19 protein-coding genes and 1 tRNA gene are annotated in these 25,357 nt (G+C 59.0%); 11 read left to right on the top strand and 9 right to left on the bottom strand.

The window, feature by feature from the left end:
- The coding region (locus BFP70_RS20745; RefSeq protein WP_141693202.1) for a transposase at window positions 1-164 on the bottom strand (164 nt) is incomplete at its 3' end.
- A 128-nt stretch (window positions 165-292) separates the two neighbouring features.
- Here BFP70_RS20745 and BFP70_RS13405 point away from each other — a divergent pair.
- Entirely contained in the window at window positions 293-2,173 is a 1,881-nt protein-coding gene (locus BFP70_RS13405; protein ID WP_083217503.1) for a TniQ family protein, read from the top strand.
- A gap of 696 nt (window positions 2,174-2,869) precedes the next feature.
- Window positions 2,870-3,619, top strand: a complete 750-nt coding sequence (locus BFP70_RS13400) for a DNA-binding protein (RefSeq protein WP_066012150.1) — start codon at window positions 2,870-2,872, stop codon at window positions 3,617-3,619.
- 9 nt (window positions 3,620-3,628) lie between these two features.
- On the opposite strand, the gene BFP70_RS13395 is transcribed toward BFP70_RS13400, so the two are convergent.
- The 3 genes from BFP70_RS13395 to BFP70_RS13385 form a co-directional block, all read right to left on the bottom strand.
- Window positions 3,629-5,665 carry an AAA family ATPase gene (locus tag BFP70_RS13395; protein ID WP_066012149.1) on the bottom strand — a complete coding sequence of 679 codons (2,037 nt, stop codon included), beginning with the start codon at window positions 5,663-5,665 and terminating at the stop codon, window positions 3,629-3,631.
- A 49-nt stretch (window positions 5,666-5,714) separates the two neighbouring features.
- Window positions 5,715-6,665 (bottom strand): GIY-YIG nuclease family protein, encoded by a 951-nt coding sequence (locus BFP70_RS13390; RefSeq protein WP_141693201.1) that lies wholly within the window; start codon window positions 6,663-6,665, stop codon window positions 5,715-5,717.
- 123 nt (window positions 6,666-6,788) lie between these two features.
- Window positions 6,789-7,208, bottom strand: coding sequence for a hypothetical protein (locus BFP70_RS13385; protein ID WP_141693200.1), 420 nt, complete (start codon window positions 7,206-7,208; stop codon window positions 6,789-6,791).
- Between the two features lie 216 nt (window positions 7,209-7,424).
- Between BFP70_RS13385 and BFP70_RS20740 the strand changes: the two genes are divergently transcribed.
- Both BFP70_RS20740 and BFP70_RS13380 read left to right on the top strand, forming a co-directional pair.
- Window positions 7,425-7,589 (top strand): hypothetical protein, encoded by a 165-nt coding sequence (locus tag BFP70_RS20740; protein ID WP_255356706.1) that lies wholly within the window; start codon window positions 7,425-7,427, stop codon window positions 7,587-7,589.
- A gap of 362 nt (window positions 7,590-7,951) precedes the next feature.
- Window positions 7,952-8,308, top strand: a complete 357-nt coding sequence (locus BFP70_RS13380; protein WP_066012146.1) for a hypothetical protein — start codon at window positions 7,952-7,954, stop codon at window positions 8,306-8,308.
- Between the two features lie 329 nt (window positions 8,309-8,637).
- Here the strand turns inward: BFP70_RS13380 and BFP70_RS13375 are convergent, their stop codons facing one another.
- A complete protein-coding gene (locus BFP70_RS13375; RefSeq protein ID WP_066012145.1) occupies window positions 8,638-9,024 on the bottom strand; it encodes a hypothetical protein in 387 nt (128 codons plus the stop codon).
- 454 nt (window positions 9,025-9,478) lie between these two features.
- Between BFP70_RS13375 and BFP70_RS13370 the strand changes: the two genes are divergently transcribed.
- A complete protein-coding gene (locus BFP70_RS13370; RefSeq protein WP_066012144.1) occupies window positions 9,479-9,814 on the top strand; it encodes a hypothetical protein in 336 nt (111 codons plus the stop codon).
- A gap of 311 nt (window positions 9,815-10,125) precedes the next feature.
- Here BFP70_RS13370 and BFP70_RS13365 read toward each other — a convergent pair whose 3' ends face one another.
- Entirely contained in the window at window positions 10,126-11,619 is a 1,494-nt protein-coding gene (locus BFP70_RS13365; protein ID WP_066012143.1) for a DNA cytosine methyltransferase, read from the bottom strand.
- Window positions 11,620-11,784: 165 nt separating this feature from the next.
- Here BFP70_RS13365 and BFP70_RS13360 point away from each other — a divergent pair, with 165 nt between their 5' ends.
- From BFP70_RS13360 to BFP70_RS13335, 6 genes are all read left to right on the top strand, one after another.
- Window positions 11,785-12,165 (top strand): very short patch repair endonuclease, encoded by a 381-nt coding sequence (locus BFP70_RS13360; protein ID WP_369820207.1) that lies wholly within the window; start codon window positions 11,785-11,787, stop codon window positions 12,163-12,165.
- A 182-nt stretch (window positions 12,166-12,347) separates the two neighbouring features.
- Window positions 12,348-14,714 (top strand): sigma-70 family RNA polymerase sigma factor, encoded by a 2,367-nt coding sequence (locus BFP70_RS13355; RefSeq protein WP_066012142.1) that lies wholly within the window; start codon window positions 12,348-12,350, stop codon window positions 14,712-14,714.
- A gap of 9 nt (window positions 14,715-14,723) precedes the next feature.
- Complete coding sequence (locus BFP70_RS13350) at window positions 14,724-16,214, top strand: ATP-binding protein (RefSeq protein ID WP_066012171.1); 1,491 nt, start codon at window positions 14,724-14,726, stop codon at window positions 16,212-16,214.
- A gap of 15 nt (window positions 16,215-16,229) precedes the next feature.
- On the top strand, window positions 16,230-19,076 hold the full coding sequence (locus BFP70_RS13345) for a Z1 domain-containing protein (RefSeq protein WP_066012141.1): 2,847 nt from the start codon (window positions 16,230-16,232) through the stop codon (window positions 19,074-19,076).
- Window positions 19,063-20,082 (top strand): PD-(D/E)XK motif protein, encoded by a 1,020-nt coding sequence (locus tag BFP70_RS13340; RefSeq protein ID WP_066012140.1) that lies wholly within the window; start codon window positions 19,063-19,065, stop codon window positions 20,080-20,082. The genes BFP70_RS13345 and BFP70_RS13340 overlap by 14 nt, the downstream gene beginning before the upstream one ends.
- A complete protein-coding gene (locus BFP70_RS13335; protein ID WP_066012139.1) occupies window positions 20,069-21,883 on the top strand; it encodes an AIPR family protein in 1,815 nt (604 codons plus the stop codon). Before BFP70_RS13340 ends, BFP70_RS13335 begins: the two co-directional genes overlap by 14 nt.
- Window positions 21,884-22,040: 157 nt before the next feature.
- Here BFP70_RS13335 and BFP70_RS13330 read toward each other — a convergent pair whose 3' ends face one another.
- The 3 genes from BFP70_RS13330 to BFP70_RS13320 form a co-directional block, all read right to left on the bottom strand.
- Window positions 22,041-23,981, bottom strand: coding sequence for a hypothetical protein (locus BFP70_RS13330; protein ID WP_066012138.1), 1,941 nt, complete (start codon window positions 23,979-23,981; stop codon window positions 22,041-22,043).
- 328 nt (window positions 23,982-24,309) lie between these two features.
- Window positions 24,310-24,384 (bottom strand) — tRNA-Asn (locus BFP70_RS13325).
- 59 nt (window positions 24,385-24,443) lie between these two features.
- Entirely contained in the window at window positions 24,444-25,340 is an 897-nt protein-coding gene (locus tag BFP70_RS13320; protein WP_066012137.1) for an MBL fold metallo-hydrolase, read from the bottom strand.
- Window positions 25,341-25,357 lie beyond the last annotated feature (17 nt).

Raw genomic sequence — 25,357 nt, 5'->3', positions numbered from 1 at the left:
GCGTCCTCAGCTGCTGTTGGATCGGTCGAGTAATCCCGCATCCACTTGCCCATGGTCGAAAAACCAACCCCAAGGTCCGACGCAACCTGTCGCCGTGTCAGGCCGCTGTGCGCCGCGATCCGAACCGCTTCGCGCTTGAAATCTTCACTATGCTTGGGTGCCATATCCAGTCTCCTTCAAAGCGAGCATTGCTCACAGAAAACCGGAACGGAAGTGATGCAAGTCCAATCTTCTCTGGACCAGCCTCGCCTGTTCGCGCATCGTGTCCAAGACAAGACCTATATGGAATCCGATGCCTTTTTCCCTGCCTCTCCGGCCACTCCCGGCCCCGCGCGAAACGGTCCTATCCTTCCTTTCGCGTTTCGCCACGATGAACGCTGCAACGATGAGCGACTTTTCCAACGATCTCGGCTATCAGATCCGCCGCTTTCTGGATCTGGAGACCGCTGCCCTTGATTGCCTGGCCGAAGCGGCAGGACTGGACCCTGCAATACGTGATGAACTTGCGTCTTGGACTGGCGTGCCTGTCGGTGACGTCAGGATGACCTTCAGAGGTGAAGTCTTTGTATCGCGCGCCCTGCGCAATCCGGTCATGCGAGGTTGCCCGTTGTGCCTGCAAGAAGATGCCCTGGCGACACCCGGCCATCCGGAACGATCAATGGCGATGCGGGGCGACTGGCTGTTGCGGTCGGTCAATCTCTGCTGCCGCCACCACCACCCTATCGTGCCGCTTTGGGACGTTGGCAGGCCTTCCGAAAGGCTCGACAGCGCCGCCCGGCTGCGCGATCTTGCCCCCGGGATCATGGCCGGGGCGTTCGATCGACCCCGCTCCGCACCGACAGATTACGATCTCTGGCTGGATAACCGCCTCGAGACCGGCGAGGACCCGACCTGGCTGTCCGGGCACGGTGTATATGCGGTCACAACGATCTCCGAGCTCTTCGGGATGGCCCTGCTGCAACAGCGCTCCACCGAAGCAAGCTGTGGCGACAGACAAGTGGCAGAGGCTCAGGAAGCCGGTTTCGCTGTCCTCTCCCAAGGAGAGGCGACCTTCCGTCAGGCTCTGCGGGATCTTGCCCGAAGCCGCGGCGGCACGCAGATCGCCCCGCGGCAGACCTTCGGAAAGCTGTATGTCGCGCTTGATGACTACCTGACAGATGCAGCCTTCGATCCATTCCGCACGATGCTGCGGGATTGCATTCTCGAGACCTGGCCGATTGCCACCGGCGAGCGCGTCCTGGGCGAGGTGCTGCCGGCGCGGCGCCTCCATAGCCCCAGAACGGCGGCGAATGAGATCGGCGTCTCGACAAAACTGGTCGAGCAGATCCTGACCGATGCCGGAGCGTTGCCGGCCACAGATCCACGCCCGCCTGCACTGCGTACCTTCGACGCGGCCGAATATGCGTGGCTTCTGGCCGAGATCCCAACACTGGTTGGGCGGGGCGACATGCTTGCAGCCATGGGCGCGACCGAGGCACAGCTTCGCACCTTACGGGAAGAGGAAATCATTCGCCCACTGACCAGGCATCCTCGAGTCAAGGCGCCCTGGCGGCTTGCCGACGGGCTGGCACTGGTTGCGGAACTGCACACCCTGATGCAACTCGATCCGGCCGATGGCTCTGGCTGGGAGGGGCTCCAGTTCGCGAAACGGCGCACCGGCCTTCCGGTCGGCGCGATGCTGGATGCCATCAGGGAGGGGCGCATGAGGGTTGCGCGCGATCCCGGGCAATCGGGTTATCGGTCGTTCATGGTTCTGAAAGCCGAGGTCGACAGCATGACTGGGGCGCGCCCTCATGTCCGCCGTCGCGACGAAACGGCGGCGGCCGGGCAACCAGCCTCGATCTTTGCGACCCGCATCGGCATGAGGCGCAGGGGCTGGTATCCGGCGCTGCATCAGGCCGGTCATGCACCAGCATTCTGGAACCGGCACCCTGTGACGCGGCGCGCAGTACTTTATGTCTCTGAGGACGATAAGACTGAATTCCACCGCCGATTCCTGACCCCTGCGACCATGCAGGATGAATTCGGCCTCCATCGCCAGACCTGCACCGCCAAGCTGCGCGCCGCCGGCGTCAGACCGTTCTCGCCTGATGGAGTGGACTTCGGTCCCCTATATCTACGCCAAGAGGCCGAACCGGTGCTGCAAAGGGCGGTAGGTCTTGGCCAGAGCTGATCCCGCACGTCCCATTTGACCGCAGTATTCTGGCAAAGGCAGCCAGATCGACGGCAGAATGCGGTGATCATTCAAAACCCGTCTTTTGTCGAAAAGACGGCTTTTGGATGTCGAACAACAGTTAGGTTGATTATGGCTCCGGCGGTAGGGATCGGAGCTATTTTCGCTGATACCCCTTAAGCCGTTGATTTTGCTCTGTGCCCGCCGAGGTTTTCACGCCGGAGAGGTGGATTTGTGTGCCGCGTGTGCGCCGGAGGTGTTCCGTGTGTGCGCGGCTGTCATCATGATAATCACGGCTCCGGCCGTCGTCCAGAACAATGCGTCAATGCTGGTCGGCCAACAGTAAGGTCTGGACCGGAAAGCGATCAGATGCACAGTTGCTGTTTTGGAATAGCCTCTACGGTAAGCGAAAAAGCGGACATTCAGCTCAGGACCGAGGAGTGCAAGCCTTCAAGCCAGTTAGAAGGGAGATCTGCCTCCATGGCTCAGTGCATCAAAACCAGGGTGTTGAGACACGATCGCAGCGGGCATGAGCAAGAAAAATGACTGTTACAACAGCTACAACGGCCGCAACGCTGGCCATTGCGGTTCCTCCCCTTGGTCTCCGCAGTTTTCCACACTTTCTGCGCCTCGAAGGGGCGAATTCCAAAACCCACCAGCATACCTGCGCGATATCGAGTAAGAAAGGTATCGCTCATGACTATCGAAATCGAAGCCGTCTTCGAGGCCGCCCAAGCACTTCAGGACGACGGCACCGAGGCATCAACCCGTAACGTTCAGGCAAAGTTGGGCTCCAAGGCGCACTCCTACATTCCGGCTTTCACGGGCCTGTGGAACCGTCGGAATGCACACCTTGCCGAGGTATCCGAGCTGCCGGACGCTTTTCTGGAGGAAGCGCAGTTGCTTGCCTTGGGCCTTTGGAAAATGGCCAACGACCGTGCGGACATTCGTGAAGAGCTTCATTTGCGTGAAATCGAGCGCTTGCGTAGTCAGGAGGCGGAGCGCGAACGCATGTGGAGCAAGGAGAGGGAGGAAATGGAGGAGCGGATCAATGAGGCGTATTCGGATATTCGTTGCCTGACCGATGAGGTTTGCGAATTGAAAGAGCAGCTGCACGCAGCTCGAGAGCAGGTTGACGAAGCAGAAAAAGCGAAAGACGACGCAGAAGAGCGGAGGGACAAGGCTGAAGCTCGGTTCACAACTTACAGCGGGATCGTCCAATCCGGAAATGAACTGGACAAAGCACAGCTGGAAGGCGCTCTTGCACGTGCTGCACAGCTTGAATTCGAGATCGAGGGGATGAGGGACCGAGTAAGGGACGCCAACGCAAGGCGTGCGGAGGATGCCGCGCGGTTCGATAGCCTGCTTCAGGAGTTCATGTGGCAGCTGGGCAAAGCGCCGTCCAGAAAGCCGCGGGCGACCAAAGCGCCCACGGAGGAAACTTGATGTAAGTTGTCATCTCGTCGTTGTGGGCTGAGTAGGCACCTGGGTGCCCACCAGCGCCATTTCGATGTGCTCGGAAGACTTCGTCTTGTGAAAGCCATCGTTCGTTCGGTCGAGGACAGTGATGCCGGACAGCAGTTCTTTCAGTCGATGACTGCCCAGCTCTCGCTCTTCTTGAAGTGCTTTCGCAAAGGCGAGCAGCTGCGCTTCGTTCGCGGCGATTGCCTTGGCCGCCAAGTTACCACCGACCTGCATCATGCGCAGGAGGGCATCATGAAGAGTCGGTGGCCAAGTTTCCGGTCGATCCATCGAATACCCAAGATGCAAGGCGTTGTCGGTCGTCAAGCCGGAACGCGTTTTGATGTCGAGAGCAAATTTCGTGGCTTGGCGTAGATCGGCTTCGGCCCCAGAGGAAATATCCGCGAACACATGGCGCTCGGCGGCGCGGCCGCCGAGAAATACAGCCAATATTGCATCAACATCCGGACGGCGTAGCAGGCTAGGAAAATTGCCCTCCACGAAGGATGATGTTGGCGAGAGCAAGACACGCTCTGGGTGTGGCAGACTTAAGCATGCACGCGCGATGGCGTGCCCGGCCTCGTGGACTGCGATACGCCAAGTGTTGTCGGAAAATGAAGCAGGGATCAGTTTCCCTGTGACCGTTAAAAGGTCTTCGACTTGGATGGGCCGGCGGGCTCGGCGCGCAATGGAAAGGGCTTTGGCGGCAGAGGTGCTGATGTCCGCACCGGACAGGCCCGTCAGTGCATTCAATGCACGAGAGAGATCCAGATGGATTGCGCCCGAACCGAGGCGTTTTCGCAAAATCGTGCCGGCTCCTTCTATGTCGGGTGGTCCAACCATGATGTGATGGTCGAACCGGCCCGCTCGGATGATCGCAGGGTCGACGTCATCAGGGTGGTTTGTAGCAGCTGCGACAACTACTCCAGGTGCGTCATTCAGTTGAGACAGCACTTGTAGAAGGCCGTTCACAGCAAGCCTCATGTAGGTATCATTGCGCCCGCTGTACGCGCCGCGGTCGACATAACTATCCAATTCGTCGAAAAAAATCAGGCTGGGCGCATGGGCAATAGCTTCGGCGCATCGTTTCTGCAGAGCTTTGAGGAAATCCGAAAGGCTTCCGTTCGCCTGACAGTCTGAAAAACTGCATGAAACGTAATGGAGGCGCCCGGAGCCTGCGAGTGCTCTTGCAAGGCTCGTCTTGCCATTGCCGGGAGGTCCGAAGAGCAAGGTCGAAACTGATACGTCTGGCCAGGCCACAACACCTGCACGGAAATCAGCAATATCTGTCAGGACCGCGTCCATATGGTTCTGCAGTGATTTCGACAGATACAGATCATCAAGCGAGGGACCATCTGGCGGCTGCGTGCCGCGTTCCAGTGCTTTGATAACTGTCTCGACGGTGCGGCCGGGTTCAATCTGTTCCAGTGCGCCGAGGATAATGCAGTATGGAAGACTGGCGATTTTCGGATCATGCTGCCGAAGCATCGCTGCAAGGCGTCTGGAGGGCGCTTTCCACGTCACACGCATGACTTCCGCAATGATATCTCCCGTGATGGGCGAAAGAGATAGACTGCAGCGAGGTAAATACCTTGCTGAGTCGGGTAGATCATCTTGGTCGGAGATGATTGCGATCACAGACTTTCCGCCTGCAATTGCACTGTTTAAGTCGCGTTCCAAATAGGCTCTGGCCCTGTCTGTTCCCTCCCGAACAAAAATCACGGATGTGTTGGTGATGAGGTCCAGACCGCAGAGATCGCTCATGCCTGCCAGAATCAACTCGGCAAAGTCAGCCAGTGTCGAACGATCGAATTCGCTTGATGCTTTGATGGCTGTGATAGTCATCGGTGCGGCAGTTGCCCGTGTGCCCGGAATGTCCTCGAACGTGAATGCGAGACGAGCAGCGTAGAGAAGCTGTAGATTGGTTGGCGATCTGACAATGCTCGTACCGTCGCTGACTTCCGGTTGTGTCAGGTGCCGCAGAAGTGAACGGGCATAATCGGTTGAGGGATGTGAGGTGTCGTGATGCATGGGAAATTCCTAGATCAATGGGCTTTTAGATCTTGAAAATGGTTGGTGGTCAGTTCTCGGAATGCGGTTGGGACAGTTCTGCCAGCAACGCCTGGATGCGTGGCAGCGCCTCGATGCGATAAACCTCCGACACAACGCCGATCCAGTTCAGTTCCGATGGGGGTACGACGCAATGCGGTAGTTCTGCTCGCAGCACGCCGTGCAGTCGTTTCTCTGTGCGCAGGGCTGCGCTTCCGGACTCCATGGAGATTTCTTGCAGAATTCGTGCCTGAATGTCGGCAGTGATGCCCAACTGGTACCGCAGTCTCGACGTGGGGTTTCTGCTCATTCCCAGTTTGACGAAGCTACCTTGCGATCCAGGCAGGTCAAATTGACAGAGATAGAGAAAACTCGGTTCAGCCGCCCAGCTTCCACCGCATCCATTGCAAGTAAACCGCTGGGTCCGAAGGTTCCCAATCGCAATGTCTTGTTCGTGACCGCACTGGTGGCGGAGCTTCCGATACTCGGGGTTGCCCTGTCCGGAGAGCCCCACAAGTTCCCAGCCCTGGTCGTGGGCGAGGGCAGCGACCGACCCCTCGAAACACTCCGAGCATCGTACGTCCACCTCTCCCAGAACAACCCTTTGGATAAAACCGCGTTGGCGGTCCAGCAGGTGTCCGCAAGGCGCGCGGTAAATTCCGCGATGGCTGTCCGTGGGATGACGTTCGACAAACTCAAGACCTGCCGCCGCGGCCTCTCGCGCCATGTCCGCCAGCCAGCACGCGGTACATTCGGGCTTAGCGGTACGCAGAACGTGAGTGTGGACATACATTAAGTTCGCGCACGCGCTGCAGCGCAGGTAGACATTTCCACGGTTGTGAGGATCCCGTCCGAAATATGTGTAGCCGCGTTCTCGCGCGAGTTGACGCCATGATTTCTGAGGAGTGCGTCGATCAATTTCGATATCAAGGACATGCGCCGGAGCGCGGCGGGAGCGACGCGAAAAATAGACTTTAGGCATATTGGATTTCCCGAAAGATGAGCTGCGCGCGCCGGTGACGGCGCACACAGGGTCTGGTCTCAATGCGGCACCTTGCTGAGCGGAGTGAAAATCCAGTGCCGCGTGAGGGGTGACTTCAATAGATTAGGGTGCGACGCTGATATCGTCCGGGTCGTAGCGGTGCAGGCCGTCCATGGCGTCAAGGCGATCTGCGGTCGCCCGCAATACTTGGAGCCCGTCTTTCATGATGATCGACATTTCAGGCCGGACACAGATTGTCGCGATCCGCTTTCGGGCTTGGCCGATCCGGCTGTGGTATTCGGAGCCATTCTCAGATGCCAAGATGTCGCGGATAGCAAAGGCCATGCTGACCAGGGGGTAGTCATCATCAACTCCACCTACGGCAGCAATCGTCGCGGACATGCTATCGGTCACATCGTCCCACGCGATCTCTGACGCGCGCAGGTAGCCTGACATGGAGGGGTCGAGAACGCCCCCAGGTTGACCAACGCTTGCAAATTCGAGCTCGCGTTCCGCCGAGACGGCATCGTCGATGCGCTGCAAGAGGTGAATGTATGTACGTCGAAGGACGTGCATTTCGTAGTGATGAACGGATTTCGCCCGTCGCTGGGGCGTGGTATGGACAGCATTAGCCATTGTGAACCTCTCGTCAGGTTTGCTCTGGTGAGGGATGGTCAGGAGTTGCCGCTCTTGATCATCCCGTGATATCAATATACACTTCTATCATGATATTGCAAGTCGTGATGGGAGAAATATTGCATGGCTGAAAAGAAGAAAACCGAATCCGAGGCGGTCTTGGTACGCATGCCTTTGGAGCTGATTGCTCGGCTGGATGACGCTCGCCGGGAAGAGCGCGATCTGCCTACAAGGCCTGAGATGGTCCGCAGAATTGTTTCCGCCTGGCTCGATCAACAAGATGGCTGATCGACAGGAAGCAGGGTCTTTCGGATCCTGCGGATAGTTGATTGGCCGATTCCTCCGAGAAGAAAATCTGCGAAAAAGGAAATGTCATTCCTTCACATCTTTAGCGTGAAGCCGGACTTCTTGTTTGGTACTTTCGTTGGTCATTCTGGGGGTATGCACTGCAGAAAATGCGGAATTTCTCAATAATTATGGAAGGTTGCGCCTGATAAGGCGCTGCCTCGTGAGCAGTTTCTCCACAGCCAGTATGTGACCCCAGCCTATGTGACGGGGCTTTTCCGGCGATGCTGTCTCTACGCCCTGCGATTAAGCGGGCAGCGAAACAGCGAGGCCCCTCAGGCGGGTCCATAAGTCCGGAGAAACGAATGGGGCATAGACAAAACCGGGATGCACCGACACGGCCACGCCGCATCCATGCAACGGACGAAGAATGGTCCGAAATCAAAATTAGGGCTCAGGATGTTGGCCTTTCCATCGCTGCTTTCGTTGTGTCTCGCGCCCTTGGATCAGCCGATCCTGCCACGACCCGAGAGGAGTTCCTGAAAGCGCAGGCGTTGACATCGGCAAATGCGCTCCTTGTGGAAATCGCGGATGACATCGCTTCCGCGGGCAATGATGTGAACGCCGTCGCTATCTTGGCGCAACTCGTGAACATCGCAAAAAGCCTCGATGACGGCGCGCTCTGTGACGGGGCAACGCCTTCAACGGAGGGCCTGTCATGATCCTCGTCTGGGCGAAACATCAATCTGGCTCTGCTGCGCCAGCGATCGATTACCTGTTGGATCGTCAGGTAACGAAGTCGGTGGGGCACACGCGGACAACGGTCCATAGAAGTCCGGCACCGGAAGTTCTGCACGGTTCGCCGGAAGCCGTTGGGGCCTATATCGATGGTCTGCCGTTTGTTGCGCGATATCGCAGTGCGACCCTCAGCATGGCAGAGGAGGACGTTCCGGTTCGGCTGTTCAATGCCGGCGATCCGTTGTGGCGCCGCAAGGTCGATGCGGCAATTTCGCTTTTTCTCCAGGTCAGCTTTTCCGGTATCCCTGCGCGGTCACGCCCACCGGTCCTTGTTGCCACGCATACGCATCTCGGCCGCCTCGAGGTCAACATACTCATGCCTCGCGGCGTCGGAGCTCCGGGCGAAACCCTGCGCAGCTGGAACCCGCACCCCCCGCTGATGTCGAGCCGGCGCGACTGGGATGCGTTCGTAGATGTCGTCAACGATGTTCTGGGCTGGACCGATCCACGCTGTCCCATTCGGCGTAGTTGGATCAGCGGGCCGAGCTGGATGCAGAAGGAGATCGCCGAGCACTTGCGCCTCGTCCAGGCAGGAGAGGATGTACGTCTCGATCTGGATGATCCGAGGTATCGCGCATTCGCTCTCTGCCGATCCGCAGTCCGACGTCACGGCAGTGATCGTGCGGCGGTGATCGAACATGTCAATATGGGGCTGGCAGTTCTTGGGTGGGGGGTGACCAGCGAAAGCCGCGATGGGGTGACATGCGGACCGCTCGGCAGGCCGGGGACGAGAGTGACTTTCCGTGGCGCGGCTCTCGGGGACGGTATCGAAGAGGCGATTGATCCACATCACGCGATGATCGCCCGCCAGGAGGAGGTTGCCGAAGCGCTACCGAGGCTGCGCAAGGCAATGGCGAGGCGGGCGACAGCCAATAGCGCCCTCGGAGGCTGGAAGGGATCTACGCCACCGGATCCGCTTGATGTCCTATCAGGCTTGGCGCCACCAAGGACATTGGCCGAGCGCCTGAAAATGGTAATCGCCCGCATCGCAACGCTTGTCCGGCTGAACGTCCGCGCGTTGCTTATGACAGAAACAATCATGCAATTTCCCGTCGCATCTTTCCGTGCGACCGCCGAGCATCTGGAGGCTTTCCTTGACCAAATCAGACGACAACAAAGAGCTTTTGCCGAAAGTCGAACAACTCATCGATCTGTTGACCCGTGTCCTGTCCCGCGACGCGCACCCGCTCGCCGATCGCATGGACGAGTTCCTTCAGGAGCTGACGAGGATCGACCGGAGCATGTCCGAAGCCGCTACAACCCTGACGACCCTCGCGCCGCAGTTGGCTGGTATGGCGACACAAGCCGACGTAGCGGGCTCCGAGGACAGGATGACGAACATTCTGGAAGATATGGCCAAGCGCCAGTACCGAATCGAAGTCTTGATGGCGGAACTCTTCCAGCCGCTTGGTCAAGGGGACAGTGGCTGAGGGAAGTCGGTCGAATAGCTCTGGACGTCGTGGGCGCTTGCCGATTGGCGTGGTCGCATGAACATGGAAAGGACGAATCCATCATTGTCTCAACCATGCGCTTTGACTTGCGGATTACTGTTGTTGATCTCGTGGAAGCATCAATCCACCGGAGAGGCATCGAGACCCTGCTTCGAGATAGCCTCGAACAAGGACAGGCAACCGGCATGGATAAAACCGTTTCTCCTTTCTGACATTCGGTCTTCATCCGGGCTAAGGCTTCGGAAAAAATGGTTCTATTGTTTGAGAAAACCCGGTGCAGAGTCACATCCTCACCCGATCTGTCCGAGTACGGCTTTCCCGATTTGGTAGGCGAGGTAGGGAGGGACTGCGTTTCCGACCTGATGGTATTGCTTTGTACGAGGGCCACAGAAAAAATAGTTGTCGGGGAAGGTTTGCAAGCGCGCTGCTTCGCGGACTGTCAGGGAGCGGCATTGCTTCGGATCCGGGTGGATGAAGTAATGACCGTCCTTGGATATGTGACTCGTTACCGTGGTCGAGGGGCGATCTGATGCTTGCGTCCGGAACCGGTCAGCGAAGGCGCCAGATGCCCGGTTTCGGTGTGCGGGCTGCAGGAAGGCGGGAAACTGTTCGAGCTTGGGCGCACGACTGAAGGCCCGGGTCCAAGCTGCGGAGAACATGTATCGACCGAGGTCATCCGGGATGTGGCCGCGGGTTTCGTGGTGCAGGGTGACCTTCAGTTTCGGGTCATGGAACCAGCCGCGAAGAAGGTTAGGCATCCCGGTGGTTTCACCGCGCCAGCCGCTCTGCCGCAGCTGCGGGAGGTCGTTGGCCATGGCGATTGCCTGAGTCGTGGCGCGGACCTTGTCCGGGACCGCTTCGCTGGCGGCGATGCGTGCGGCCTGTTCGCGGACGGTGTCCTGCCATGCGTCGGCGTCGTCCTTGCGGCTGAGGCCGCTGCGCAGGGACCACAGGCCGCAGATCGCTTCGTCAACGGAGACGGGCGGTTGGGGGGCGCCCAATAGTGTCAGGCCTGCGGGAAGTTTGCCGGCGAGGTCCGTCCTTATGCCGAGGATGATGACCCGGTGGCGGGCCTGTGGGACGCCGTGATCTTCGGCGCGGATCAGGAAATCGCGGGCGTCGGCGCGGATGCCGTCTGCCGGAATCGGATTGGCGAGAGGGAGCAGACGATACCCGTCACCGGCGGCTTCGAGGTCATCGAGGACGCGATGGAAAATGCCACCGCCATCAACCTTGCTGGACAGCATGCCCTTCACGTTCTCCATGACGAAGGCGGCTGGACGCAGCCGTTCGAGGATCTTCACGTACTCACGGTAGAGGTAGTGCCTGGCGTCGTTTTCGAGGACGTAATCCGCCTTGCCCTTGTTTCGGGAGCGCCCGGCGAGGGAATAGGCCTGACAGGGCGGGCCGCCAATCAGGATGGTATCGCCATGGCTGCTTTCGCGCGCATGGTCCAGTTCGACGGCAAGTTCGTCGAATACTCCGTCTGCTCCCAGGATGCGCTGCCGGACTTCCTCTTCGGCGTGTTTCCATTGCGCCGGAAATAGCGACTGCCAATCCGGCATGCCGTTTCCGGCTTTCAGCGCGGCATAATACTCGTCCGGAAATTCTCCGAAGGATCGCAGGAATGCCCGTAGGCACAGGGTCTGAACCGCGTGGTCGTCCATTTCGACGGAAAGGTGAATCTTCATCCGGCTGTCGGAATTTCGCCCTGCGCGCGAGAAGCCCTCGCCAAGGCCACCGGGCCCGGCGAATAGATCAATGATGGCAAAGTTCTTCGGCATGAGCAGGTCCTTCCGGCGGCAACCTCTACCAAGTTTCGCGCCAGGTGCCATATGGAAAGTACTGTCGCGACAAATAGATTTAACGCATGGTTGATGTGGTGGACAAGCAGACCCGGTCCCGGATGATGATCGGGAATCAGGGGGACGAACACGAAGCCTGAGACGATGCTCCGGCGCGGGCTGCACGCCCGTGGATTTCGCTTTAGGGTCCATGACCAACGCCTTCCCGGCAGGCCCGACATAGTCCTGCGGAAATGGCGTGTGGTGATCGAGGTGCTTGGGTGCTTCTGGCACAGGCATCAAGGCTGTCCCAAGGCGACGACGCCGGCGACGCGGCCCGATTTCTGGCGAGACAAGTTCGATAGAAACGTTCGTCGTGACCATGCCAATGCCACGGCCCTCATGGAGGCCGGATGGCGCGTTCTGGTGGTGTGGGAATGCGCGTTGACACGAGGCGTGTCGGAAAGCGTGCTCGACGAGGTGACAGCATTTGTCATGGGCGGCGAGCATCATGAGATTCGGTACCGGGAGATCGGGGCTTTCTGAGCGGTGGGTGGGACATGCACTCGGTGTTCTCACGAAATTCGGACCGTGGACGACGAAATGGTAGATGTATCAAACGTAAATTATGGCGTGAAATCGCCTTAAGGTGGTTATCGATTCGCCTTTTTCCGGTGTAACATCGTCTAACGATCGGTTAACAATAGTTTGGATTGACAGGGTATTTCATGGATTTGGCGAGCGAGGGCATTATTCGGACTGGCGGCAGGGGCAATGTCTCGGCCGCGGTGAAGAATACTTCCTTTCCACTCCATGACGCTGCCCGTGAAGGTCGGCCCCGGGTTGTGCGCCTTCTGCTGGAACGTGGTCATAGCGCGACTGCGTTGGATACCGAGGGCTTGCGCGCGTCCGGCAGGGCGCGAGAGGCCGGACATCATGCGTTGGCTGATGAACTCGAGGATCGTGAGGCCGAGAACCTTTCGGCGTCTCCCGCGCATGCCGAGGTGGAGCGTCTGTCCATCAAGGAACTGATCGGTCTTGTTCAGGGCAAGGCTGAGACCGTCACACAACTGATCTCTGCCGGGCGCGTCCAAGCCCTTGACGGCAAGGGGGATACTGCGCTGCATATCTGCGCGGCGCAGGGGCGGCTTCAGTTTTGCGACCAGTTGATAAAAGCCGGTGCAGATCCTGCGGCAGTGAATTTCGAGCGGAAGAAGCCGCACGACCGGGCTGCAGAGAACGGGCACGCCATGGTGGCGGGGCTGTTGCGCAGCTTGCTGCCGGAGGCTGTTTCGGAAGCGGACGGGCCCCGGGAACGCAAGCCCGAACCCGTCAAGGTCAGGCCGGTTCCGCCCCGGCCGGTCGTGGATAACACCGAAGAGTCCTTTGATTTTGATGACCTCGATCTTGATTTCGAAGGTGCGGAAGAAGCCGAAGACTTCCATCGGGATATCGAGTGGAACGACTACACGGCTTCCTTCGATGCGGTTGAAGGGCGGGTCACGCGACTGGGTGACGATGATGGGGCCGAGTTCGACTTCGATGGTGTGAGCGAGGTTGGATTCCGCATCGACGCCGAGGACATTCTCGGCCCGCTGCCGCAAACGGCGGAGAATGCCGATGCTGCCACGTTCAGGTCGTTTCTTGACGTTCACAGGGGGCGAAGGTCGACCGTTGAGGCGACGGCGCCGAAGACACGGTATCATGCCATTTCCTACACCGCGCTGCTGGAATGGGTCGAGAATTCCGTCTTGGCGGAAGGCTGCACGGAAGAGGAGATCGACGCGCTGATCGGGGAGATCAGGGGCAGCTTCGACCCTGAAATCGTCAGGGCCAATCTGGTTCATGAGCTGACCAATCTCGGTCTTTTGACGATGGAGGAAGACGCTGATGGGGCCTTTGTCTCTGGCGAGTTTCCCGATCCAGAGGATATTGCCGATCTGCTGTCCTGCATCTGCAACGGGTCGAACATGCGCCCGGGCATGGAGTTCAAACCGCTCTCTGCGCGGGCGGAAGCGCGTCTGTTCCGGGAACTGGCAGCCTGCCAGCAGGATATCTGCCGGACGCTAGTCAGCGACGCCATGCTGGTGTCCGTGGTCGTCATGCTGGGTGAACGGGTGGAAACCGGTACCATCGATTCGAGTCTCCTGACCGACCTAGACATCCAGCATGGGCGCCAGACGCCCGATAGCGAAGTCCTGTCGGCAGCACTGTCCTACCTCGTTGGATACCAGACGCTGCTGGAGGAGGGGGATGTTACTTCCGAGGATCGCGAGGATGCGCTCGAGGCGGTTTCGGCGTTGAAGCTCTCCCGGACGGCGGTCGAGCTGATCGCGAAGGGCGTGGAGGCCAACCCAGATCTGGATGATCTGCGCCAGGATATCGAGGCTTCGCTTGCGGTTCGGGAGCGGTACAGGCGGGAAATCCTGCTGGAGCACCTGTCTCTCGTTCGGCGGCAGGCCAGCAGGCGTGAGGCCTACGTTCCCGACATTGAGGATATTGTGCATGATGGGGTCTTCGGACTAATGCGGTCCATCGATCGTTTCGAATATGATCGCGGGAATCGGTTCATGACCTACTGCCAGTTCGGGGTCCGGCAAGCCATCACTAGGGCGCAGGACGACACGGGCTCTTTGGTTCGCGTTCCCTCACATCGCGCCTTGGTCTTGCGCAAGGTAGACAAGCTCGAAGAGTACATCCCGGAAGGTTCGCCGGCGGAAGCTGTCATAGCGATTATTGCACAGGGTATGGAAATTCCGCCGGAAGTCATCCGTGAGATACGGCGCATTCCCAGAAGGCCCGTTCCTTTCGACGAGTCGGTCCCGGATTGTCTTGATGTGGAATCTCCGCAGTTCCGAGATTGCCTCGCCCTTCAACGCAGGGAAATAATCGAAGAGTTCCTTGCCGACATGCCGGAACGTGGCGCGGACATCGTGGTGCGCCGGTTCGGACTGCGCGACGAGGACGAGATGACCCTGGAGGAACTGGGGACGATCTACGGGGTAACAAGGGAGCGCATCCGTCAGGTCGAGGCGAAATGCCTTGGAAAAATGGGACACCCTGCAAATCTGCGGTTGCTCCGGAACCTTCTCTGAATGACGAATATGAAGACACGCAACGCACCGCCGCGGGCGGGGATGCTGATCGAGTCCCTGCGGGGGCTCGGATACACCACGGCCACGGCCATCGCCGACATCATCGACAACTCGATTTCCGCCGGGGCGCGGACGGTGGACGTTCATGTGGAATGGGCCGGGTCGAACAGCTGGATCAGGATCACCGACGATGGATGCGGCATGGATGATGCCGGGCTGGAGAAGGCCATGCAGCTGGGGGCCAGTGACCCCCGCCATGCCCGTCGGACGGACGACCTAGGCCGTTTCGGCATGGGGCTGAAGACCGCGAGCTTCTCGCAGGCGCGCGCCTTGACAGTTCGCTCGCGAAAGGCGGGCTGTGAATCGGCCTGCCTCCGGTGGGATCTTGATGTGCTGGAGGACATCTTAGGCGGCGACTGGCCGATGATCGAAGGGCCGCGTCCGGGGTCTGAGGAGCGGCTGAGCATCGAGGGTGCCGGGACAGTGGTACTTTGGGAGGATCTGGACCGGATCGTCACGCCGGGGTTCACCAGCGATGATCTGTTCGAGGTACTGGACACCGTGGAGCGTCATCTAGCCATGGTCTTCCATCGTCTCATCGGAACGGCGTCGGGTCAGATCGATCTGAAACTGAACGGCAAGCGCGTGAAGCCCTGGGATCCCTTCCTGATGGGAAACCTGTCGAAGCGGCTGGAAAGTCTTGAATATTCCTTGATCGGCGCGCCCGAGGTCCGGGTTCAGCTGAATGTCCTACCGCACAAGGACAAGTTTGAGAGTGCCGCAGACTTCGATGCCGCGGCCGGGCCGGATGGCTGGACCTCGCAACAAGGCTTTTACATCTACCGCAACCGGCGGCTGCTGGCCGTGTCCGGTTGGTTGCGGCTTGGCGAGCGGGGGCGGCAATGGCCCCGTGACGAGGCCCACCGACTGGCGCGCATCCGTCTGGATATCCCGAACACCATGGACAGCGAGTGGAACATCAACGTCCTGAAATCGACGGCCAGTCCGCCGGTCCGGCTGCGTCCGCAGTTGCTGCGGCTCGCAAAGGAAACCCGGGAGATGGCCCGGAGCGTCTACGCCTTTCGCGGGCGACTGATCTCTGACGGGGCGCATGGCAAGGAGGGGATGCCGGACATCTGGGAGGCGATCAAGCGTTCCTCCGGTGCGACGGCGTATCGGCTGTCTCGGCAACATGACCTCTATCGCTCCGTAATGGACCGCGCCGGTCCGCTGGCGAAGGACATCGAAGCGCTGCTGCGGTTGGTCGAAGGCACCGTGCCGGTTCAGCGTATCTGGCTGGATACGGCGGAGGATGACGAACCGCCGGAAAGCATCCTGGATGAGGAGGCTGACCCGGCGTTGGTCGAAATGATGGAGGCCATGTTCGATGCCCTGGTGCATTCGCGCGGCCTGAGCGAAGCAGAGGCAAGGGAGCGGCTCGCCCGCACCCGGCCATTCGACAAGAGACCGGATCTGATTGCAGGTCTGGGAGAGAAATAGAAAGGGCACCCGATCATGTCGGAGAGCAGGGATTTTGCGGACATCCTGAAGGCGAGTGGGCCATTCGTCCGCCGTCAGATCGAAAAGACCGGCGAACTGGTCACGGCGGACCTGATCGACAGCGTCCTGCGCAAGGTCGAGATGATTGACCCGGATCTGTTCGAGAGTGTCGACCGAGAGGCTGTTATCGACGAGATGATCCGGCGGTCAAGTCATGGTATCGGCAAGGATGCGTCGCTGGTGGCCACGGAGGGGCATGAACCTTGGCTAAATGCCGACCGAAAGCAGAGCTGGCGTTACTGGCGTCGGTATTCCGAATACATGGAGGAGAAGCTTCCTTGGAAGGCTCTGGACGCGCTGGACAAGTCCACCGACGAGATCCTTGGGAACCTTGAGGACCCGCTGCGTAATGGAAACTGGGATCGTCGTGGGCTGGTGGTGGGGCATGTGCAGTCGGGCAAAACGGGCAACTATACCGGGTTGATCTGCAAGGCCGCGGACGCCGGGTACAAGATCATCATCGTTCTGGCCGGTCTGCACAACAACCTCCGAGCTCAGACGCAAATCCGCCTCGACGAGGGCTTTCTCGGGTATGCGACACTGGTCAACGTCGATCATCTTCCACTGGTTGGTGTGGGGCTCATCGACAAGGACAAGAAGTCCCAGCCCAACTGTGCGACAAACCGATCCGACAAGGGCGACTTCGACACGGCGACATCCCGGAAGCTCAACGTGAAGCCGGAGGAGCGTCCGTGGCTCTTTGTCGTGAAGAAGCAGAAGCATGTCTTGGAACGGCTCGTGTACTGGCTGGAAAATCACGCTGCGGATACGGTCGATCCGGAGACCGGGCGCAAGATCGTCAGCGCGCTTCCTGCATTGGTCATCGATGACGAATCCGATCATGGGTCGGTCGATACGGGCGAAAAGCCGGTAACGGACGACGGCAAGCCCGACCTCGAGCACGACCCGACCACCTTGAATGGCCTCATCCGCCGAGTGTTGAACACTTTTTCGAGAAAATCCTATGTCGGCTACACGGCGACGCCGTTCGCAAACATTTTTATTCATGAGAAGAACGCCACGGCGGAGCATGGGCCGGACTTGTTCCCGTGCGCCTTCATCACAAGCCTTGGCGCGCCGACCAATTACATTGGGCCAGGCAGGGTATTTGGGTCGGCCTCGTCGGTGCCCGAAGACCTGCCGCTGGCGCGTACGCTGGACGATGCGGATTACCTGGAATGGATGCCGCCAACGCACAAGAACCACTGGCAACCCCGGATCGGTGGCGAGCGTATACTGCCAAAGGGGTTGCAAGAAGCTATACGCTCCTTCGTATTCGCGTGCGCGGTCCGCAAGGTCCGCGGGCAGGGCGACAAGCACAGCTCAATGCTTATCCATGTCTCGCGCTTCACCTCGGTGCAGGGCGAGATCGTGTCGCAGGTCGATGACTTTGTCCGCCACATGAAGCACCGCTACGTGCGCAATATCGATTTGGCCGAGCTTGATATGCGGATGCAGTCCGACTATGAGACCCGCTTCCATCCTGACATGGCCCGGGTGCGCGACGCGTTCCTGGATGTCCCTCAGGGGGAAGACGTTTCATGGGCGGAGGTGCGCGCCGTCCTGCCTTCCGTGCTCCAGGACATCGACGTTCGTGAGATCAACGGCTCCGCGAAGGATGCTCTCGATTATGCCGAAAACGAAAGGAAGGGGCTGAAGGTCATCGCGATCGGTGGCGACAAGCTGGCGCGCGGCCTGACGCTTGAGGGCCTGTGTACCAGCTATTTCCTGCGCACCACCAAGATGTACGACACGTTGATGCAGATGGGGCGCTGGTTCGGGTATCGGGACAAGTACCTAGATGTCTGCCGCCTTTATACGTCGCGCGAGATGATCACGTGGTTCGGCCACATCGCCGATGCCGCAGAAGAGCTTCGGCAGGAATTTGACAACATGGTTGCGGTAAAAGGAACGCCGAAGGATTTCGGATTGAGGGTGAAGTCGCACTCCATCCTGACCGTCACGTCGAAGGCAAAGATGCGTGCGGCGAAGCCCGTGCATCTGACCTATTCCGGCGACCTGCTGCAGACGGTCGCGTTACCGATTGACAATCGGCACGAACAAAACCTCGCCGCAGGTGAAACCCTGATCCATGCATTGGGTAAGCAACTTTCCTTGCAGGACCAGCACTATGTGCCGGAAGGGCAGAGCTGGAATGGTGCGCTGTGGCGCGATGCATCGCCCATGACGGTCATCGAATTCCTCAGGAGCTACCAGACGCATCCAAGTTCTTTGCGTGTCGTACCTCCCATGCTCGCCGACTTCATCTCGGGAATGAACCTCGACGGAGAGTTGTCACGTTGGACTGTCGCTCTCGTAGGTGCGGAAAAGGGTGACACCGAAACGATCGGCGGCGTGCCTGTCGGTATGCTTCAGCGAAAAGCAATCGGTGACCATGACGATCGTTATTCTATTAAGACCCTGATTTCCCCGCGCGACCAGGCCATTGACCTGACTTGGGCGCAATACGACGCAGCCGTCGCACGCAGCCGTGAGACCTGGCGCGGCGATGCGGATAGGAACGAGACCAAGGGGCCACCCGATGATCCGAAAGGTCCGGCGATCCGGCATGTCCTCGGCTTTGGGCATGAAGGGACCGGGTTGAAGCCTGATCGTACGAGAGGACTGTTGCTTTTGTATCTGCTGGACCCTGCGAAGTCAGGCTGTAGATTGATCGAAGGGCGCAAGCCGGCACTGGCCTGGTCAATGTCGTTCCCGGGCAGTGCTTCCAAGCGACGTGTCCGGGATGCTGATTACATGGCGAACTCGGTGATGTGGGGGATGGACAATGACCTGGACTGAGGAGGGGCTCGCCCGGACGTGGCGCGCGCTGAAGGATGTGGACGGCGAGGATTGGGCGCTTTCACCGCTGCACCGGAACGGCGCGGTGGTCTTCCACGCGGGACGCAGTTTCCCCGGGAGCCGTGAAGCCATTGTCGTCGACTTTCCGGCCGGCACGATCAAGCCTGCCGACCGGCTGCCCGGAGGTGGGGGCTTTGATGTCATGCGGCTACCGTCCGGCAATGGGTCGGTGGGGCGCGAGGCCGTCGCCCTTGTGCGGCTGATCGACGGATCCCACGAGTTGTTTGCCCTGATGGCGGTCAACATTCTGCGGCACCTCGAACATCTCGGCAGCGTGACGCCCCGGGCGGCGCTTGACGCATTTTTTGTGCGGGTGAGGGAGTGGCAGGAGTTCATGGCCAACCAGCGCCGCAAGCCACTTTCGACAGAGAAACAGGCCGGTTTGTTGGGAGAACTCATCATGCTGGAGGCGCTGATCGGGCACACGGGATCGGCTCTGGTGGCTTTGGACAGCTGGCAGGGACCGTTGAAGGCGGCGCAGGATTTCCATGTCGAAAGCGGTGCCTTTGAAGTGAAGAGCACGGCGAAGGCTCAGGGGTTCCTTGCCCGGATCAACTCCATTGACCAACTCGATTCCGACCGCTGGCCGATGTTCCTCTGCGCTATCCGCTTTGCCGAGGATGAGGCGGGTGAAACCCTGACGCAAACCGTGAACCGGTTGCGCGAGATCATGGATGGTTCCGGCGTGCGCAAGCAGTTCGATGCCCTGCTGCTGCTATCGCGGTATCTCGATGATCATGCCGACCGATACACCCGCAAGCTGCTGTCCGGGGACGTACATTGTTTCCGGGTGCAGGAGGGCTTCCCCTGCCTACGCCGCGCCACGCTACCGGGCCAGATCCGCAATGCGCAATACGACCTCGACATCGAGAGCCTCGATGAGACACCAAAATCCATGGACATGATGTTCGAGATGCTTGGAGAGACGGCTGATGAACCTGTCTGAATTTCACGCCGAGTTCCGCAACCATGTCCAAGGAGTTATGGCCGAACGGGCCTGCAACCCAGACGAGGCTTTCCCACAGGAAGAACTGATCTTCGCCGAACTCGCGATGGATGACGTGAGCGCGGCGGGGATATCGGAGGCACCGGAGGTCTGTCACTGGGAGGGGACGATCCGGAATGCCAAACTGCGGATTTCCGGCTACAGCATTTCCGGCGATGATACCCGGATCGACCTTTTCCTGACGCATTATCTCGGCACCGACCACCTGACGCAGCTCAGGGATTCAGATGTGGGTGGCGTGGCGAAAGCAGCTGTGACTTTCGCCGCAAATGCGGGTGCGGGGAAACTCTCCGGACGACTTGATCCGACGAGCCCTGTTCTCGAGCTTGTTGAGACGCTGGAGCGGCGGTGGCATGATCTCGACCAGCTGCGCGTCATTGTCCTGACGGACGGGCAGACCAAGTCGAAACATTTCTCTGCGCGTGAAGTGGAAGGCCGGCTGATCCAAGTTGAAGCTATGGACATGGAGCGTCTCTTTCGCCACACGACGGGAAAGCCACGGGACGAGATTGCCGTAAGTTTCGAGCAAGCAATCGGTCGCCCTTTGCCCTGTGTTCATGTGGCAGACCCGACCGCCGATTATGACTATGCCCTGACAGCGATCCCGGCGGAGGTACTGCGCGCGCTGTACGAACGCTTCAACACCACCTTGCTCGAGGCGAACGTGCGATCCTTTCTGGGTACGCGCAAGAAAGTGAATGCCGGTATTATGAAGACTCTCATTGAAGAACCCGGCCATTTTCTTGCCTACAACAATGGCTTGGTCATCGTCTGTGATGAGGCTGAGTTCACAAAGGCCAAGGATGGACAAGTCGGCATTTCTCTCATGAAAGGTATGCAGATTGTAAACGGGGGGCAGACCACGTCCTCGATCTACTTCTCAAGTCGCGACAACCGGGATCTTGACCTCTCGCGCGTGATGATCCCGGCCAAGGTCGTGATCCTTCGCGATGGCGAAGATCAGGGGCGTGAGACGTTGATCTCGCGAATTTCGCAGTATGCGAACAGTCAGACCGCGGTGAAGACGTCAGACCTTTCGGCGAACCGGGCCTTTCACGTCGAGTTCGAGAAACTTGCGAACGAGACTTGGTGTCCGGATGGAACAGGACGGTGGTTTTACGAACGTGCCGCCGGGGCATACGCGGTGGCCATGCTCCGGGACGGCCGCACCAAAGCGCAGAGGAAGCGTCTGCAGGAAGTCATCCCCACGCGACGTAAACTTACGAAAAACGATCTCGCCAAATATCATGAAAGCTGGCGCGGCCTTCCGAACCAAGTGGCGTTGGGTGGCGAGAAGAACTTTGTTGCTTTTATGGCTGCTCTGGACGAGGAGCCAGGGATCGTACCCGATACGCTCGACGTCACATGGTATAAGGAGATGATCGCCAAGGTCATCCTATTCAAGGCTATCGAAAAGCAGATCAAGACAAAGGATGCCAAGTCAATCTTCAAGCAGGGCTACGTAAATGTGGCGAGCTACACTGTTGCGATGCTGGGGCTACGATTGGGAGATCGGCTGGACCTGATGCAAGTATGGCAGCGCCAAGATACTTCGGGCCCTCTGTCACGTCTGATGTGGGAGTGGGCCTGCGTCGTGAATAGCGTCTTCAATCGCGTCGGCGCGGGCACTCAGTTCTCTGAATTGGCGAAGCGTGGGGCTACATGGGAGGCCGTGCAGGCCGCGCGGTACCCTGAATTTCCTGAGAGAGTACCGGAACTCCGCCAAATGCAGGAGGTATGATGCTTTCCCTAGGTAGCCTTTTAACAGTGTGTCGAAAATCTCGATCTTGAGTCTGGGCGCCTTGGGCAACTTGGGTGGATAGAAACACGAGATGCGGTTGCGTAGTTCACCTTAAAATCATGGTTTTGACTGGAATTGGATAGCTTGATTGGGGTTCCTACCTCCCCGCCACTTCCCAAGCTGACAAACTCGCCTCCAATCGGGGCAGCTTCTCGATTGCCTCGCGTTTGATCGCCATCGGCGTTTCTTCCCTGTATGTCGACGTATTTGTGTTCTGGACCTCGGAGCCTTCCACATGCCCGAGTAGGTCAAGCCGCGTAACTTCGTGGACTTCCTGCTTATGGATCAGGGTGTTGTTGACGAAATGGCGGAGGCTGTGGATGCACAGTTTGCGCGGGTTGCCGTTCAGCGCGATAGCCATTGACTTGTGCCAAGCGTCGTCGAACCGCTCACCGAACTTCTGTACGAGGAGCGCTGGATCCTCGGCCTTTGCCCGTACTGACCCCTTGCGCGGCTTGGGAACGACATCAGGGAATAACAGGGAGTGTCCCTTGGTGCGGATGTGTTCGGCATAATTTAGAAGGCCGAGGTCCAGCAACTGCGAGTGGATGGGAACGATGCGGGTAAGCTTTTCGTCGGGACCGGCGTCTTTTGGCTCCCCTTTGATGCCTCGGTACTGGTTCGACTGGATGATGAATGCGGGAATGCCATCGACTTCCTGGATATCCGACGCCAGCATCCCAGCGATTTCAGCACGGCGAGCGCCCGTGTACATAAGGATCAACGGGATCCACCAGGCGCCGTCACGTGTGACGACGGGCCCAGGAACATGACGACGGGCAGCGGAGGCCGCGCCGGTCCACAGGGAATGTGACAAAAGGCGGTTGGTTTCCGGGGGCGTGAAGCTTGCTCGTTTCTTGTGTCTGTTTCGCCCTGAGGTCTTCTTTGGCTTGATAGCCTTCAGGTCCAACTCCTTCAGTTCTGCCAAACCCTCGGCAACGGCGCGTTTGATCAGAAGTTCGATCGACTTTACGTGGCGGCGAAAAGTATCGGCGGCAAGACCCTTGTCCTTGGCATCGAGATGCTTTGCCCCCAGTAGGATGGCCTCCAGTTGCTGATGGGCATCCTTGTCCGAACGCAGGAATTTCTTCGGAAATTGCCTAAGGATATCACTCCAGTGGCTTAATTTTGCTTGAGTAATTTGTGACACATCTGTGATCCCGAGGATCAACATAAAGCGCCTGATGTCGGATTCGCGCTGCCCCGCAACCGCTGGCGTCATGGCTTCGGACCGCACGGCTCGCCAGAAGACATGGGCGATGTCTGGGGACCAAGTGTCGGAATCGGCGACCAGGGCGGCATCCTTACAAGCCGCGAAATGATCGGCGAGGGTTGCCATGGTCTTGCAGACGGATTTCGGGGCCGGACGTGCAATATCGGCTGCTTGCTGCGTTCGAAAGTCAGCTACGCGCGCTGAAGCCGAAGGGGTTGTCGGTTCTATTCCATGATGCTCGAGCGAAGCGGACCATGTTGGATCGGAGGCTTGCGGGGCCGGCGACGGTTCGACGCCTATGCGGTCGTCCATCACAACATCTCGTTCGGTGGGAGCCGGAACGCAGTACTGCAGTTCATCGCGACAAGCGGTGAAGCTTGTCGGCGTGGTTCCATCGCGCAAGGCTGCGAGGCGGGCGGCGATGTACGCTTCGCGCAGTTGCCCGGTATGCTCGGCGCTGGTGAGGTCCGAGGTCTTGATGTCCGGAAAGGTCAGCTGGATCCGGCGCGTTTCTTCCGGGGACTGGATGCGGCAGGCTTCCACGGAATAAAGGTGCATCGCGATGCCCAGGGTTTCCGGCGACCATTCAGGGTCGACCCGCTGCAGCGGGAGGCTGTCGCGGATGCCATCCTCCAGAAGGCTCTGCAGGATCATGGGCATCAGGGAGAGGCGCGTTTCATCGTCGGCACCGAACCTGCCGCTCATCCGGGCCATGCGCACTTGGCGCCGCAGGGTGAACAGGCTGGCTTCGAGGCAATGGCGGAAATACCGGGCCACGAGATCGTCGGGCAGCGGCGGCGCCATGAAAACGAAACTATCGAACATCTGGTCGGACTCCTGGGTCAGGTGTCTCACCCAGTTATGCGCAAGATTTTGATCTGTCGTCCCCAAGGGCAAAGAAATTGCAGGAATGGATGAAGAAAGTCCGGGGAGCCGCCGGCGAAAGTGAAAGCGGTTGCCCTTGCGGTGCAGATATCGACAAGTCGTCATGATGGTCCCGACGGTTGATCCGTCGTGAGACAACAGGAGACACAGAGTGTGAGCCGCTTGTGCCCCTCATGTGTGCGGCCTGTGTGCCAGGGTCGCACGTGAGGGAGAAAGTGAACGGAGCTGGTTTCCGTTTTCTTTCAGTATCAACTGGTTAGGTTGATTATGGCTCCGGCGGTAGGGATCGAACCTACGACCAATTGATTAACAGTCAACTGCTCTACCGCTGAGCTACGCCGGAACACGAGGCGCTGTATAGACGTGAGATTTTCGGCGTGCAAGGGGTCTTTCAAGGTTTTTTCAACAAAGCGAAAACTTGACTGAATAGGAGAGCTGTCCCTCAGGGGTTACGATGTGTTTTTGTTGAAAATCAATCAGGTGAGCGAAGGTGTTGCGCGCGGCGGCGGGCAATAAGGCCTTTGGGATGTCAGGGTAGATCCGCTGCGCCAAGGTAAGGGCACAGGCCGGACCATCACGCAGCGCCGTAAGAATTTGCGCACTGCGGGCGTGTCGATGTGCTCTTAGCTCGGCAATACGTGTATGAGGCTGTGTCACAGGTGCACCGTGGCCAGGGAAAAACTGCGCGGCGTTGACCGATTGCAACAGATCCAAACTGTCGAAATAACCTTGCAGGTCGCCGTCTGGCGGCGAGATCAATGTGCTGGTCCAGCCCATCACCACATCCCCCGTGAAAACAACCGGGCCAATCGCACTATGCCCAGGGTGCCACACAAAGCTAAGATGGTTGGCGAAATGGCCCGGTGTATGCAATGCCGTCACGGTCCAATCCGCGCCAATGATATCCTTGCCATGTCCGATGGAAATATCGGGCGCAAAGGCCAGATCCACGCCTTCGCCACCGCCCAGATTTGCTGTTTGCGCAAGGGTTTGCATATAGGGCGGGCGCCCGGCATCGGGCGGGCCATAGCCATAAACCGGCGCTTGGGTCAGCGCGGACAGGCGACGGGCGGCGGGGCTGTGATCTAGATGGGCATGGGTTACCAGGATATGGGTGATATGCGCGCCAGGTGCCACCGCGCGGATAATGTCCGCGATATGCGCGGGATCATCTGGGCCGGGGTCCACCACTGCCAACCGGTCATGGCCCAGAATATAGGTATTGGTGCCATCTTTTGTCATGGCCGAGGGGTTGGGGGCGCGCAGTCGGCGCAGGCCGGGCAGCAGTTCAACCAACATCTTACGCTTCCCCTTCC

The organism is Thioclava sp. SK-1, assembly GCF_001705665.1.
GTDB lineage: Bacteria > Pseudomonadota > Alphaproteobacteria > Rhodobacterales > Rhodobacteraceae > Thioclava.
Note: the sequence above shows the minus strand (reverse complement) of the source record. Positions and strands in the feature narration are given on the sequence as shown.

Coding starts and splice junctions, on each gene's coding strand:
- BFP70_RS13405 (WP_083217503.1), top strand. CDS start 293: ATGCCTTTTTCCCTGCCTCTCCGGCCACTCCCGGCCCCGCGCGAAACG.
- BFP70_RS13400 (WP_066012150.1), top strand. CDS start 2,870: ATGACTATCGAAATCGAAGCCGTCTTCGAGGCCGCCCAAGCACTTCAG.
- BFP70_RS13395 (WP_066012149.1), bottom strand. CDS start 5,665: ATGCATCACGACACCTCACATCCCTCAACCGATTATGCCCGTTCACTT.
- BFP70_RS13390 (WP_141693201.1), bottom strand. CDS start 6,665: ATGCCTAAAGTCTATTTTTCGCGTCGCTCCCGCCGCGCTCCGGCGCAT.
- BFP70_RS20740 (WP_255356706.1), top strand. CDS start 7,425: ATGGCTGAAAAGAAGAAAACCGAATCCGAGGCGGTCTTGGTACGCATG.
- BFP70_RS13380 (WP_066012146.1), top strand. CDS start 7,952: ATGGGGCATAGACAAAACCGGGATGCACCGACACGGCCACGCCGCATC.
- BFP70_RS13375 (WP_066012145.1), bottom strand. CDS start 9,024: ATGTTCGATCACCGCCGCACGATCACTGCCGTGACGTCGGACTGCGGA.
- BFP70_RS13365 (WP_066012143.1), bottom strand. CDS start 11,619: ATGCCGAAGAACTTTGCCATCATTGATCTATTCGCCGGGCCCGGTGGC.
- BFP70_RS13360 (WP_369820207.1), top strand. CDS start 11,785: ATGCTCCGGCGCGGGCTGCACGCCCGTGGATTTCGCTTTAGGGTCCAT.
- BFP70_RS13355 (WP_066012142.1), top strand. CDS start 12,348: ATGGATTTGGCGAGCGAGGGCATTATTCGGACTGGCGGCAGGGGCAAT.
- BFP70_RS13350 (WP_066012171.1), top strand. CDS start 14,724: ATGAAGACACGCAACGCACCGCCGCGGGCGGGGATGCTGATCGAGTCC.
- BFP70_RS13345 (WP_066012141.1), top strand. CDS start 16,230: ATGTCGGAGAGCAGGGATTTTGCGGACATCCTGAAGGCGAGTGGGCCA.
- BFP70_RS13340 (WP_066012140.1), top strand. CDS start 19,063: ATGACCTGGACTGAGGAGGGGCTCGCCCGGACGTGGCGCGCGCTGAAG.
- BFP70_RS13335 (WP_066012139.1), top strand. CDS start 20,069: ATGAACCTGTCTGAATTTCACGCCGAGTTCCGCAACCATGTCCAAGGA.
- BFP70_RS13330 (WP_066012138.1), bottom strand. CDS start 23,981: ATGTTCGATAGTTTCGTTTTCATGGCGCCGCCGCTGCCCGACGATCTC.
- BFP70_RS13320 (WP_066012137.1), bottom strand. CDS start 25,340: ATGTTGGTTGAACTGCTGCCCGGCCTGCGCCGACTGCGCGCCCCCAAC.